We start from the raw sequence: 13,739 nt of genomic DNA on the forward strand, positions 1-13,739 counted from the left end.
ATGTCGCTCCTCATGGGCTCCATCGTCGTCGTGGCGATCCTCTTCTTCGTTTTTGAAATGCTCCGCCGGCAGAAACTGCGTGAAAAATACGCGGTGCTTTGGATAGTCATCGGCATCGGCACGCTCCTGCTTTCCGCATTCCCCTCGCTCCTGCAGCAAGCCAGTGGTCTCCTGGGAATCCAGGTCCCGGCCAACCTCCTTTTCATCATGACACTTGTGCTCCTGGTGGGTGTCTGCCTGCATCTCTCCCGTGAGCAGTCCCAGGCCGAAGATGAGGTCCGCATCCTCTGCGAGGAAGTAGCCCTTTTGCGGGCCGACCTCTTGGCGCTCAGGGAACAACTCGGCAGCGGAACCGGCGACAGTCCCGAGCCCAAGGGCTCGCAATAACGGTCACGGCAAGAGCGCCCGGCATCGGGCACGAAAAAGGACGCCCTTCCAAAGGACGTCCTTTTTCATTGTTACCGGCTATCGGACAATATGCTTTGCCAGTCGGGGCAATGAATCAAACTTGCCTTTCCGCACCGCCTTCAGGACTAACGTGGCGGCGTTCAGCCTGGATGTCGTGTGGAAACTTGCCGCACGTGCGGCGCCCTTCCATCCGAGGCTGCTAAACCGTTCAGCCTGCAGCTGGAAGAAGCGACGTTCTTCGTCGAAACGCCTGCCGTCCAACGCCCGGACAGAAGAGTCGGATGCTGAGTGCCTCCGGTAGAGGAAGGACAGCACAGGATCAACAACCATGGAACCGTGTTCTGCCGCAATATCGAGCAGCAGAGCAAGATCCTGGACGACATCGAGTCCTTCGGTGAAACCGATGCGTTTCACCGTTTCCGAGCGCCATGCAAGTGAGGGAAAGTAAGCCCAGTCTGCGCGCACCAGGCTTGTTGCCATGGCTTCACCCTTGAGCTCGATTCGCTCGCTGGTCTTGGGAGCGTAGACCTTCTTGACTGCGTCCACGAGCGGAGTGCAAGCGATCCCTTGTTCGTCGATCACCTGCACACCCGGCTGGACAACGTCTGCCTTTGGGTATTCCTCGAAGGCACTCACCACGACATCCAGGTAGTTGGGGAGCATGATGTCGTCAGCCCCCATGATGACCACGTAAGGGGACTCAACCAGCGTCAGGGCTTTCCGGTAATTGCCGTTCGCGCCGAGATTTTGCTCGTTTTTGAGGTAGGTGACACGGGAATCGGTAATTGTCGAGAACCACCGCTCAGGTTCCGGGTCCGGATAGCCGTCATCGATGACAACGAGCCGCCAGTCCTGATTCTCCTGATTCATCACGCTCCGCGCTGCGAGCTTCATCTGATCGACATCGCCGTAGTAGGGCAGCATTACGTCAACGGTCATGGACCTGGGATTCCTTCCGTGGGCTCCGCTCGAAGAACTCGGCGGCTTCCAAACGATTATAGGTGACACCTCAGTGTCGGGTTCCTTCCACGCGCCTTGCTAGACTGCTGGAGACCGGCCCCGCCCCGCCGGCGCATATCCGGGGGCCCGAAAAGGAAGCAATCTTGATGGACCCCAGAGCGAGCGTAAATCCGCGCGTGAGTGTATGCCTGGCCGCATACAACGGCGCCGTCCACATCGAAGAGCAGATCAGATCGATCCTGCCTGAACTTGGTGATGCAGACGAACTGATCGTGGTGGACGACCATTCGACCGACAATACGGTGGAAGTTGTCACCAGCATCGGGGACCCGAGAATCCGTCTCATTCCTGCCCAAAGAAACGCGGGCTATGTTCGCACCTTTGAACGGGCACTTGGCGAGGCCCGCGGTGAATTTGTTTTCCTCTCCGACCAGGACGACGTCTGGCTGCCGGGCCGTGTCGAGACGATGATTTCCGCGCTGGACGGCCAAGACGTGGTGGTCAGCAACTGCCAGCATTTCGATGGCCCTCTTGGGTCCTTTCATGAAATTCGCCTTCGAGCCCAGGATTCCACCCACCCGGTGCGCAACATCCTGGGAATCGTGGTGGGATACCGGCTGCATTGGGGCTGCGCCATGGCTGTCCGGAAGCGAATCCTTCACCAGGTCCTCCCTTTCCCGCAGCACATGACAGAGTCGCATGACCAGTGGATTGCCATGGTGGGCAACGTGAACCGATCGATCAACTATCTGGAAACGGACACAATTCTTCACCGCCTTCACGGTGAAAACCTCACTCCCCGCGGAGTCCGCTCCCTGTCGAAAATCATCAAGGCGCGGGTAGCCTTCATCCGTAACGTCTTCGTGGCCGTCCGCCGGTTCCGCGCCTCAAGGACAGCATGAAAGCCAGCGAAAGCCTGGACGGTGTCCAGCAGAACAACGAGGTATGCGCTGTTGTATCCGCGTTCAATCCCGGACCGGAAACCGTTGAAAATGTCAAGTGGTTGCTCAACTACGTAAGCCGGGTAGTGATAGTGGATGACGGCTCGCCCCGGGACGTCAAGGAAGTTATCGGCGCTTTTGAGGCACTTGGGGCTTCAGTCATCCGACTGGACACGAACTCCGGTATTGCCAAAGCCCTGAACACGGGGATCCGCGAAGCCCGACGGCGCTGGAATTCTGAGTGGGTAGTCACGATGGACCAGGATTCACGCTTTTCGGGGGACTATATCAATGCCGCTTTGGCTACAGTTCGTTCGTCCTCCCATCCTGAAACCGTGGGGATGGTCTGTGCGGAGTCGCACAATAATGCACCCCTGCCTGTGTTGAAGGGATCGGAAGAGCCAGAGGTGTTCGATCCCATGACCAGCGGCAGCTTGGTGCGATGCAGCGTCTTCGACACCCTTGGATACTTCGATGAGGAATTCTTCATCGACTGTGTTGATACCGAATTTAATGCCCGGCTTCGCGACGGCGGCTTTCGTTCCTTGGCTGGCAAGGGCTGCAACCTCGTCCACAGTCTTGGAAACGCCAGACCCATGATGGTCTTCGGCTGGCGGGTGCGCGTCGGGCAGAAGAAGCTCAACGTCTACTATCACCCGCCATTCCGGGTCTACTACATCACACGGAATTCCTTGGTCATGGCCCGCCGTTTTTGGGCAAGGCAACCCGCCTGGGTCTTGCGTCGCCTTTACATGGAGGTGCAGAGCCATCTTGTCCGCTTTGTCTACGGCCCTGACCGGCGGAAGCACCTTATTGCGGCGGTGGCGGGAGCGCGGGATGCATGGAGGGGACGTCTGGGAAAGATCGACGAGTCCCTTGCTTCGCGCCTGCGCTGACCGGCGTCCTGTCCCGTCCGTGAGAACGAAAGAGAATCGTGAGCAATAAAGCGCCTAAAATATTTGTCCTCTACCACCGCGGCCTGCGTACCGGAGGCCCGGAAGCCCTGCATCAACTGGTGTCTACTCTTCGCGAACTGGGCCAGGACGCCTACCTCGTCCCCCATTACACCACTGCAAGCCGTGACCGCGTGGCTCAGTACTCCGTTTACGATGCACCAGAGGCAGAATCCGTGGAGGATGCCCCGGGCAACTTCGTGGTCGTCCCGGAGACTTTCATCGAGGACGTGTTCGGCTACCGGCATGCGACCAAAATGATCTGGTGGCTGAGCATTGATAACGCGCTGACATTCATGGCCGAAAGGCAGTGGCGGCGGTCGACCGGAACGTTGGCGACAAAAATCCGCGAGACGTGGGTGCCTTTTCTGCGCATGCTCAAGCACGGAGATACTCCCCTTCAGATGCGGCGGCGCCGGGACATCGTTCATCTCGTTCAATCCTCATACGCCTGGTCCTTCATCGCTTGCCGGCTAAACACGGTCCCATCGCTTCTTTCCGACTTCACACCAAATGCCGAGTTCGGTCCCGCAGATGAATCCAGAAGAAATCCCCGTCTGGTTACATACAACCCTGCAAAGGGTGCGCACATCATCGAGGCAGTCAAAAGAGTGGCTGACCCTTCCATTGAGTGGCTGCCAATCCAGGGCATGACGCGCGCAGAAGTTGTGACCGCCCTTCAAAGCTGCGGGATTTATCTTGATCTTGGCCACCACCCCGGCAAAGACCGGATGCCACGGGAGGCAGCCCTGTCCGGTGCCTTGAGCGTCGTGGCGCGCAGGGGGTCCGGGGCATACTACGCTGACGTACCTATTCCCTGGGAACACAAAATCACCCCGGACGACAATGAGGTGGCTTCAACCGCCGCCGCGCTGTCGGGTCTAATGGAGAACCTGCCGCAAGAGGTGCGCAAGCAGGACGCATACAGGAACGCGATCATGGGCGAGCGTAATCGCTTTCGCCAAGAAGTAGCCGACATCTTCATAAACAACAGGCTCGGCAAGGACGCATATGACTATCTCTAAGATGATGTCGCTGGCTCCGGGACGGTTCAGAGCATGATCAAGAGGATCGCGGCGTTTGCGGGACTGCCGCTGATCGCTTCGTTGGCATCTTTTGCCCTGCTTCCGATCATTGCCAGAGTCGGCGGCGCACCCGTGTGGACTGCCCTTGCACTAGGCCAGGCGATTGGGGCCATAGCAGCAATCATCGTCGGTCTTGGTTGGCCTCTCACCGGACCGGCGGCCGTTGCATCCTCCGCGGATGAGTCAGTCCGCCGCCGTCACTACGCTGTTAGCTTCGCCACCCGATCCCTCACCTTCCTTTTTACCATCCCGGTGATGGGCGTCGCCCTCTATCTGGCCGCCGACTCCGCCAACTTTTGGCTGGCCTTTCTGATGGCTTGCGCCCAGGCTTCCTCCGGGCTGACTCCCGCCTGGTACTGCATCGCGACGGGTCATCCCGGGAGGATCGCCAAGTACGACGTGGTCCCCCGGATGATCGCAACGCTGGGCGTAATCCCAATCCTGTTGACCACAGGCCATTTGTTGATCTACCCAGCGGCGCTGCTTGTGTTGGGCTTGGCCGGCACTTTGTTTTTCAATCGGCGTTACGCCCGAAAAGAAGATTTTGCAGGCCTGTCCTTCCGCAGTATCCTCCACGAAATCTGGGGGCTGAGAGCCGGGGCAGGAGTCACTGTTGCAGCCGGGTCGTATGCATCAACCCCAGTCATCATCGTGCAGCTAATGCTCTCAACCACTGGGGCGGCCCCTTTTGTCTCCGCGGAAAAGCTTTACCGTATCGGGCTACTCGCCACGGCGGCGCTGGGTAACAGCCTGCAGGGCTGGGTCAGCGAATTCGGCGGCGATCATGCCCGCCGTCGAAAGCTCTCACTCGCCGCCTTGTCCGGGCTCGGCGCCGTGGGTTGGCTCCTCCTCGCGGTCGCCGGTCCGTGGGCAAGTGCGCTGCTTTTCAGCGCACCGTTGGCGCCGGGCTTTTGGACCTGTTTCTGGTTTGGGCTGTCGTTTCTTCTGGTCTGCGTTACCAGCTCTACAGGGCCTCACTGGTTGGTCCCAGCGAAACGCATGCGGGCAGTACTGACCAGTACTGTTTCCGGAGCACTGGTCGGAATTCCTGCAATGATCATCCTGGCAGGCCTAATGGGCGAAGCCGGCGGTGCACTGGGCCTGGCCCTGGGTGAAATCGTGGTTACGGTAATCCAGTTGCGGGTAGTGCTCAGACTGTTGCGACAGCCGGATGCAGACAACTCCTCCCAGCAGGTCGCTTCATGACTTGGCTGACTTTCCTGCCAGTTGTTCTGGTTGCCATGCTGCTCTTGTACCTGCCTGGCGCGGTTATCAGTGTCTGCTTGAAGTTCAGCCCGGGCGCCGTGCTTGGCATGGCACCCCTGCACTCGACCGCTGCTGTAGGCATCGCGGGGGTTTTGTGCGGCGCACTTGGTATCCATTGGAATGTCGTTCCTTACCTCGCTGTTTCCCTCCTTCTCGCTGGCTTCGCACTGCTTCTGACACGTCGTGTCCCATTCCCCACGCATGCACTCATGCGAGGCTTCCTTCCATTCCTGTCAGCGTCCGTTGCCGTAGTTCTCATCGCCTGGCGTTTTGTTCAACTTGTCGGTTCCCCCGAAAACCCTGCCCAGGTCTTCGACAATGTCTTCCATCTCAATGCTGTTCGCTTCATTCTGGACACCGGAAACGCGTCTTCCCTGACATTGGCCTCACTGCAGGGAGTTTCAGGTCTGGACGCGGTATACCCGGCTGCCTGGCATTCTTTCGCCGCGCTCCTGGTCCAGTTAACGGGTTGTGACGTTCCCATGGCCCAGAACGCACTCAACCTCGGAGTATCTGCCCTGGTCTGGCCGGTTTCATGCCTGTTCTTGGTCGCATCGTCAATCTCGCGCCGACCCGCGGCACTCATCCTGGCGGCAGTCATGGCAAGCGCCCAGGTTGCCTTCCCTTACCTGATGATCGTGTGGGGTCCACTGTTCCCCTACGCACTGGCAGTGGCTATGATGCCCCCCGCAATCGCCGCCGTACTGGTACTGGCCGGTATCGCCCGCGGAATTACCGGCACCCAAACGGCGTGGGCAGCGTCGCTGCTGCTCTCTGTCGGCGGCCTCGCCTTTGCACACACCAGCTCAATCAATACGCTTCTCGCGCTGGCCGCGCCCATTCTTCTCTTCCTCTGGTGGAAGCGCTTGAGACATCCAATTCGTGGACGAAGCAAGAGCGAACACTGGAAGTTCCTGATGTTCACGATTCTTTCCTCGGGTTTGGCCTTGGTGTCATGGCTAAAACTTCGGCCAGCCCCTTACGAGAATTGGGGACCGACGGTCAAACCGGGTGCAGCTGTGGGAGAAATCCTGACCGTCAGCCCAATGCAACTGGCCATTCCTGCCGTTGTCGTTTCGGTGTTGTCCGTGACCGGCATGTACCAGGTTTTTCGGCGCCGCGAGAACGTCTGGCTTCTAGCGTGTTATTCAGTTGCGGCGGCGCTGTACATCGTCGCCGCTGCCGCTCCCGTTGGCGCTCTTCGAGATGTCATCGTTGGCACCTGGTATCAGGACACATACCGGTTGGCAGCCTTGCTGCCGATATTTGCCACCCCTTTGGCTGTGTACGGCGGGATGCAGTTGTGGGACCTTTGGCGCGCTTCGAAACGTGCAGAAAAGCTATCCTCAAGGCTCGAGAACCGCTTCCGTCTTGCCAACGGAACAGGCGTCTTCGTGATGGGCGCCGCGGCGGCCGCAGCAGTGGCGATACTTGCAACTTTCCTGGGCCCCACTTCGCACTACATCTCGGGAGCCTCCACGGTGTACCGCTTTGATGCGGAGTCCGATCTGCTGACCCCTGACGAGCGCAGCCTGCTGTTGCGGGTTCCCAACCATGTTCCGTCAGATGCCGTCATAGCCGACAACCCTTGGAATGGAAGCTCACTCGCCTACGCCTACACGGGGCGAAGAGTGCTCACCGCACACTTGTTCTCCGGAAAGGACACCACTCGATCCATCATTGACCAGCGCCTGAAGTTCGAGCCGGAAGCGCCCGAGGTTTGCAGCGCTTTGCGTCTAAAAGGTGTGCAGTTCGTTCTGGATTTCGGAGACAAATATCTCATCGACCTCGACGGAGCGAAGGATTTCCAAGGGGTTACGAACATAGGGACGTCACCAGGGTTTGATCTGGTCGACTCGGAAGGACGCGATGCCAAGCTTTACCGCATCAATGCCTGCGACTAGGAGCTTGGGGCAGCGCTTGGGAGCGGTATGTCAAGCCTCCCCGGACCGGACCGCTAGGCTGGGGTGGTGATTTCTGTTTCTACCCGAACTGTCAGGCTATGCATAGCCGCGTCAATGGCAGGGGTTCTTTCCCTGACTTCGTGCTCGAACACTCCGCCCGATACGGTCCGAGGAGCTCTCACGGGAATCGGAAGCAGGTCCGCCCAAGGTGCGGTGAGCGCATGGAGCGTCTCTTGGAGCAGCCAGATGAAGGGCGCATCCGTGAGCTACTCCCCCGATGGCTCCGTCGCCGGGTTAACCGCTTTCAAGGACGGAGAGGCCCATTTTTCGGCCAGCGGCAGTTCGTTGCCCGATTCAGAATCAGCAACCGTTGCAGGCCTCTGCACGTCCGCTGGTGCCCTCTCCATTGCTGCCGGCGTACTCCCAGTCGGCGTCGCCGTCAAGATTAAAGGCATCAGCGACATCGTTTTGGATGCCCCCACCCTCGGGGGAATCCTACGCGGAACCATCAACCGCTGGAACGATCCCCGGATAGCAGCCCTGAACGCTGGACAAAGCCTTCCGGAGTTGGCAATCAACGTCATCACGGAGCAAGGACCCTCCGAATCAACACGGGCGGTGAACGCCTATCTCGCGGCGTCGCCCGAGCTTTCCTGGAATCCTGCAGAGCCAAACGTTTGGCCCTCCGGAGTCAAGGGACAAACAGTTGGACCACCGCCGGAGCTCGCCAATAAGCTCGACAGCACGGACGGCGGAATAACTGTTCTCGAGGGGAGCCTCATAGGAAACCGCTTCACGGCTGCGCAGCTCGTCTTCGCCGGACATGCCAGAAAGATGGACAGCTCCTCGGTGCTCGATGCCGTTGCCGGCGGTGAGGTGAAAACAACCTCTCGATCCACCGTTCAGACCCTGGATCCAAGGTCTGGGTATGCCTTGGCGACTGTGATCTATGTTCAGGTCTGCCAGCAGTACGCGGAAGACGAAATGAACCGCTTGGTTCGCTCCTTCGGAGAATCTCTCCTGGGAGAGAAAGCCCAAAAAGATGCCAATTCCTACTCGTTTGTCATGTCGCCGAGCAAGAAGGCCATTAATGAAGGACTGTCGCTTGTGCGGACTATTGGAGCTGTGCGATGAGTTCCGCTAAACCGTCCGGCAAGCGTCGGGAAGTTCCACGCCCGTTGCGGACATTCCTCCTGCTGACGGCGTTGTTCACAGGGCTGCTCGGATTATGGTCCGTTGCCACACCTTTGATGGGCTTCCCTGACGAGCCGGCCCACACGATCAAAGCAGCCGCGGTGGTGCGCGGCCAAGTCGTCGTTGAAGAGGGCACGTCGTTCGGCCATGGTGTGCACGTCAAGGTACCCGACTACATCGCTAACCTACATGGTCAGGGATGCTATAAGTTCAATCGGGCCCAAGCCGCTGACTGTGCCCCGCCCGTTTACTCCGACGATACATATACGAACATCGGTGTGACGTCAGCCGGGTCATACAATCCCATGTACTACTGGCTTGTCGGCCTTCCCACACTGCTGATGTCGGGTGCGCCCGCCATATATGCCATGAGGCTCATCAGCGCCGTGCTTTGCGCCCTTTTCTTTGCGGCGGGTTTCACTGCCCTGACTGAGCTGCGGCGGCCGCAGTACGCGGTGCTTCTGGCCGCTGTCGCCACCACTCCAATGGTCTTGTTCCTGGGCGGTGGCATCAATCCAAACTCACTGGAGATTGCAGCCACCCTGGCAGCATTTTCTGGATTTGTTGTGGTGCTGGATAACTGGCGAAATACCTCTGCGGTTGCTCCGGCACTCGTCGCGGTTGCTGCTGCGACCGTGGTCTTGGCAAACGCGCGGCAGATATCTTTGGTGTGGCTTCTCTGCGCGCTGATAGCCGGGGTTTGTTCGTTTCGCTTCAAAAGAACCATCCAAGTCTTCAAAGACAAGCGCGTGCTCACGGCTGTTGCTCTTGCGGTGCCTGGAACACTTGCCGGTCTTTACTGGATCTACTTGGCCGCACACGGCCCGGCCAACGTTGGCGTTGCTCCTGACGGCATTGCAAACCCCCACCCCGATGCACCGCTCTACCGCGGGTTCATGATTATGCTGGACCGCACCTTCGATTTCTTCCCTCAATACATCGGGGTCATGGGGTGGCTCGATACACCAGCACCAGAACTCGTGATGCTCGCTTGGGGTGCCCTCATGATCGTGGCACTCATCCTGCCGTTCTGCGTCAGGCCGCTGCGCAGCTGGACTGGTTACTGGGTTTCCTTGGCGATGCTTTACATCGTGCCGGCTCTCCTGCAGACGGTCCTCTGGCGCTCCATGGGCTTCATCTGGCAGGGCCGCTATACACTTCCACTCGTCGTGGTGCTGCTTGTCAGTGTCGGACTTGGTATGCGTCGACTGCGGTTTAGTACAGCTCCGGCGAACGCCGCAGTTGCCCGCACCATTTTTTACTTCGTTGCCGCTTGCCACACCCTGACCTATGTGTACGTTTTGCGGCGCTACGTGGTGGGAATCAGCGAGTCCGCTAACTGGCAGACGCTGTTTTCGTCGCCCCACTGGCAGCCTCCAGGCGGCTGGTTTTTACTCACGGCTCTCTACCTCGCAACAGCCTCAATTGGACTGGAATTGCTGTTCCGTTACCTCTACCCGGGGCACAGCCTTGTCATGCGGGTTCGGGCAAGAACCTTAGCCAACCAGGAGACCGACAGGGCCCGCACCACCGCCGTCCAGCCGGAGCACGCTGACACGGCGGCTGGCTAGCTACGCAATCGCGCTGCCATACAGGTCTCCGGGTTTGGCTGCTGGCTTGGCAGCCAAACCCGGCTTGGCGAAGGTACTGAAGTCATAGCCACACCTACTACGCATTAGAGGTACGGCTACTCAGCCCATGTCCTTCGGAGATGGCTCCTCAGACTTCATGCCGAAGCTTTCGCGCCAGGAGTCAAAAGACACCAGCTCGTTGAGTGCGGACCGGTAGCCTTTCGCCAGCGCGTCCCAGTTCCTGTACAACGCAGCGTGCTGAAGAGCCGACTGCCTCAGCATGGCCTTCAGCTTTTGGGGATCGCGCTTGTACCAGGAGGCAGCCGTCCCCTCAGCGTTCGACACCACGACGGAATCAAACTGCGCGGTGCGGAACCACCTGTTGTCCACGTGGGCAAGGTAAGCCTGCGGGCGTTCAAGCGCGGACGCGGATGGCTGTCTAAGCAACTGCCGGGCCACTGTTGTCAGGCCCCACCTGATCATGTCCTTCTTGGCGGGCATCTGGCTGTCGGTTTGGCCCGAAAGTCCAGCCCCCAAGGAAGGCGAAGGGAAATCGTCTATGTCCTCATGCAACTGCGCATCGGAAAAGGAGTCCCTCAAGGCATTGATGTTACCCAGCTTGGTGGCAAGGGACGGGTGCAAATGGGCTGGACCTGTCATCAGGTCCGATCTCGCAGAGAGCCTGTTTTGCGCGGTGAAGTACTGAAGCGAAACGAGGTGCTTGACGTCTTCCTGGAAAGATTCCCGCAGAACTGTCCCGCCCTTTGGATGGGGGCTGTGGAGGAGCGCAGTGATGAGGCGGTTGCGGTTGTGAAAATACGCCTGCCAGCCAACCAGATCGTCTTTATCGATCCAGGAGATGTGCCAGAGTGCCGCCCCGGGCAAAGACACCGTCCGGTAGCCGGCTGCCCGGGCCCGCAACCCATATTCCGAGTCGTCCCATTTAATGAACAAAGGCAGCGGGAGGCCGATGTCGCGTATGACAGATGTGGGTATCAGGCACATCCACCATCCGTTGTAGTCGACGTCGACGCGCCTGTGCAGCCACGGCGTCTGCCGCAGGTTCGACACGCTGAAATCGTGCCGCATCTGCATGTCCTGATGCGGCTGGCTTGGTGAGAAGCGCCGGGAATCGATGGTCTCGCCCATCGAGTACAACGTACTCCTGCTGTAGAGGTCGAACATGTGTCCACCTACGATCGTGGGCTTCCGGCAGCGGCCGGAGAAGGCCATCATGCGCAGGACGCTTTCAGGCTCCATCACAACGTCGTCATCCAGAAGCAGAACGTAGTCACTGCCGTTTTCAACGGCCTCATACATTCCCCGGGCGAATCCTCCGGAGCCACCCAGATTTTCCTGGTTGATCACTCTAAGCTTGGGGCCGATGAGGGCCGCCACTTCCGGAAAACCTGGCTGGTCGCAAACCTTCTGCGTGCCTTGGTCGACGATCAGCACTTCCCGTGCCACTTCGAGTGCTTCCGGATGATCCGCTAAAGCCCGTACGTTGGCAAGGCAGAAGTCCGGCTTGTTCATTGTGGTGATCTGGATGGTCGCGGATTCAAGGGGGCGTTCCGCCGGTGCCCCCTCCCAGCGGGCCTCCCGAAGAATGAGGTCGCCCCGGCTCGAGGCCACGTCAAACCAATACCATCCACCGTCGCCAAAGGGTTTGATGGAGAGATTGAAGTCAGTGGTTGCGTCGCCGTCAACCCGCGTCCCATCGACACGCTGGATGGTGCCGCGCGCGTTTGACTTGTAGACGGTGATGGAGCCGTGGCCGGATGTTTCAACAACGAGACGGACGTCCTGGAGATGCGTCCACCTGCGCCAGTAACTGGCCGGGAACGCATTGAAATATGTGCCCAGCGAGATTTGCTCCCCGGAACGCACCCTAATGGAGAAGCGGGACAACAAGTCGTCGAAGTGCACCTCCCGTTGGCTGGAGCCTACAAGGTGCAGCTTTTCCTCTGCCCTTTTGGGATTCCGCGCAAACTCATCGCTTTCACGAAAGCGTATGCCTGCTGCCGGGCCGGGGTCTGCGTAGAGCGACATCGTGTCGACTCCGGACTCCGGCGGGAATATCACCCGTTGGAGTGTCGCCCAGCCCGGCGAGCCGCTCATGCGTCGACTCCCCCGCTTTCAAGCTGCACGCCGCTTTCGAAGTGCGGGCGGATCTTGTTGTCGAACATGCTGAGGGCGGCGCCGATGGCCATGTGCATGTCCAGGTACTTGTACGTGCCCAGGCGCCCACCGAAGAGGACGTCCTTTTCGACAGCGGCAAGGTCGCGGTACTTGAGCAGCCGCTCCCTGTCGACGGAGGTATTGACCGGGTAGTAGGGCTCGTCGCCCTTTTCAGCGAAACGGGAGAACTCACGCATGATGACCGTCTTTTCGGTCTGGTAGTCGCGCTCCGGGTGGAAGTGGCGGGGCTCGATGATGCGGGTGTAGGGGACGTCGTCGTCGTTGTAGTTCACAACAGACGTGCCCTGGAAGTCGTCCATCTCAAGGACTTCTTCCTCGAAGTCGATAGTGCGCCAGGAGAGGTCACCTTCGGCATAGTCAAAGTACCGGTCTACCGGACCGGTGTAGACGACAGGAATGTTGCCCACGACCTTGTTCTTGCTGTACTCGTGGGACTCATCGAAGAAGTCGGTGTTGAGGCGGACCTCGATGTTGGGGTGCTCTGCCATCTTTTCGATCCAGGCGGTGTAACCGTTCGTGGGCAGGCCCTCGTACTTGTCATTGAAGTACCGGTTGTCGTAGTTGTAGCGCACGGGAAGCCGGGAGATGATGCCGGCGGGCAGGTCCTTGGGATCCGTCTGCCACTGCTTGCCCGTGTAGTGCTTAATGAAGGCTTCGTACAACGGGCGGCCGATCAGCTGGATGCCTTTGTCGTTCAGGTTTTGCGGGTCAGTTCCCGCCAGTTCCCCTGCCTGCTCCTGGATAAGGTCCCGGGCCTGGCCGGGCGTGAGGTTGGCCCGGAAGAACTGGTTAATGGTGGCCAGGTTGATGGGAAGCGAATAAACCTCTCCCTTGTGGACGCCATAGACCTTGTGCACATAGTCCGTGAAGGTGGTGAACCTGTTGACGTACTCCCACACCCGCTCGTTCGAGGTATGGAAAAGGTGGGCGCCGTACCGGTGGATCTCGATCCCGGTCTGCTCTTCCTTTTCGCTGTACGCGTTACCGCCGATGTGGTGGCGGCGGTCGATGACGACGACCTTCAGGCCGAGCTCAGTGGCGGCCTGTTCTGCGATTGTCAGGCCAAAAAAGCCGGACCCTACGATGACGAGGTCAGCGGTCACAAAATCTCCTGGTTCGAATGCGGGCAGCGCAATGAGGCGCAGTGTCTGCTGCTCTAGCCTACCCGAGGGACTGTACGGCCCGTCGAATCAGCGTTCCCGGTGTGACCCGGCACACGGCGCAATGCAGCAGCCGAGAAACGTCATCAGCTTTGCGG

11 protein-coding genes are annotated in these 13,739 nt (G+C 59.2%); 8 read left to right on the plus strand and 3 right to left on the minus strand.

Annotation, left to right across the window (positions count from 1 at the left end):
* Window positions 1-387 carry a DUF2304 domain-containing protein gene (locus FBY33_RS17970; protein ID WP_142031701.1) on the plus strand — a complete coding sequence of 129 codons (387 nt, stop codon included), beginning with the start codon at window positions 1-3 and terminating at the stop codon, window positions 385-387.
* 78 nt (window positions 388-465) lie between these two features.
* On the opposite strand, the gene FBY33_RS17975 is transcribed toward FBY33_RS17970, so the two are convergent.
* Complete coding sequence (locus tag FBY33_RS17975) at window positions 466-1,347, minus strand: glycosyltransferase family 2 protein (protein WP_142031702.1); 882 nt, start codon at window positions 1,345-1,347, stop codon at window positions 466-468.
* A 167-nt stretch (window positions 1,348-1,514) separates the two neighbouring features.
* On the opposite strand from FBY33_RS17975, the gene FBY33_RS17980 reads away from it, so the two are divergent.
* The 7 genes from FBY33_RS17980 to FBY33_RS18010 all read left to right on the plus strand — a co-directional run bounded on the left by FBY33_RS17980 (window position 1,515) and on the right by FBY33_RS18010 (window position 10,282).
* Complete coding sequence (locus tag FBY33_RS17980) at window positions 1,515-2,270, plus strand: glycosyltransferase (RefSeq protein ID WP_142031703.1); 756 nt, start codon at window positions 1,515-1,517, stop codon at window positions 2,268-2,270.
* Entirely contained in the window at window positions 2,267-3,205 is a 939-nt protein-coding gene (locus tag FBY33_RS17985; protein ID WP_142031704.1) for a glycosyltransferase, read from the plus strand. Before FBY33_RS17980 ends, FBY33_RS17985 begins: the two co-directional genes overlap by 4 nt.
* 38 nt (window positions 3,206-3,243) lie before the next feature.
* Window positions 3,244-4,287: a hypothetical protein gene (locus FBY33_RS17990; RefSeq protein WP_142031705.1), complete on the plus strand. Its 1,044-nt coding sequence runs from the start codon at window positions 3,244-3,246 to the stop codon at window positions 4,285-4,287.
* 33 nt (window positions 4,288-4,320) lie between these two features.
* On the plus strand, window positions 4,321-5,553 hold the full coding sequence (locus tag FBY33_RS17995) for a polysaccharide biosynthesis C-terminal domain-containing protein (protein ID WP_142031706.1): 1,233 nt from the start codon (window positions 4,321-4,323) through the stop codon (window positions 5,551-5,553).
* Window positions 5,550-7,517, plus strand: a complete 1,968-nt coding sequence (locus tag FBY33_RS18000; RefSeq protein WP_142031707.1) for a DUF6541 family protein — start codon at window positions 5,550-5,552, stop codon at window positions 7,515-7,517. Before FBY33_RS17995 ends, FBY33_RS18000 begins: the two co-directional genes overlap by 4 nt.
* Before the next feature lie 114 nt (window positions 7,518-7,631).
* Window positions 7,632-8,651, plus strand: coding sequence for a substrate-binding domain-containing protein (locus FBY33_RS18005; RefSeq protein ID WP_160141972.1), 1,020 nt, complete (start codon window positions 7,632-7,634; stop codon window positions 8,649-8,651).
* Entirely contained in the window at window positions 8,648-10,282 is a 1,635-nt protein-coding gene (locus tag FBY33_RS18010) for a DUF2142 domain-containing protein (RefSeq protein ID WP_142031709.1), read from the plus strand. The genes FBY33_RS18005 and FBY33_RS18010 overlap by 4 nt, the downstream gene beginning before the upstream one ends.
* A gap of 120 nt (window positions 10,283-10,402) precedes the next feature.
* On the opposite strand, the gene FBY33_RS18015 is transcribed toward FBY33_RS18010, so the two are convergent.
* Window positions 10,403-12,400 (minus strand): glycosyltransferase, encoded by a 1,998-nt coding sequence (locus FBY33_RS18015; protein ID WP_142031710.1) that lies wholly within the window; start codon window positions 12,398-12,400, stop codon window positions 10,403-10,405.
* Window positions 12,397-13,584 (minus strand): UDP-galactopyranose mutase, encoded by a 1,188-nt coding sequence (gene glf / locus FBY33_RS18020; protein WP_142031711.1) that lies wholly within the window; start codon window positions 13,582-13,584, stop codon window positions 12,397-12,399. The genes FBY33_RS18015 and glf overlap by 4 nt, the downstream gene beginning before the upstream one ends.
* Window positions 13,585-13,739 lie beyond the last annotated feature (155 nt).

Source organism: Arthrobacter sp. SLBN-112, from assembly GCF_006715225.1.
Classification (GTDB): Bacteria; Actinomycetota; Actinomycetes; order Actinomycetales; family Micrococcaceae; genus Arthrobacter.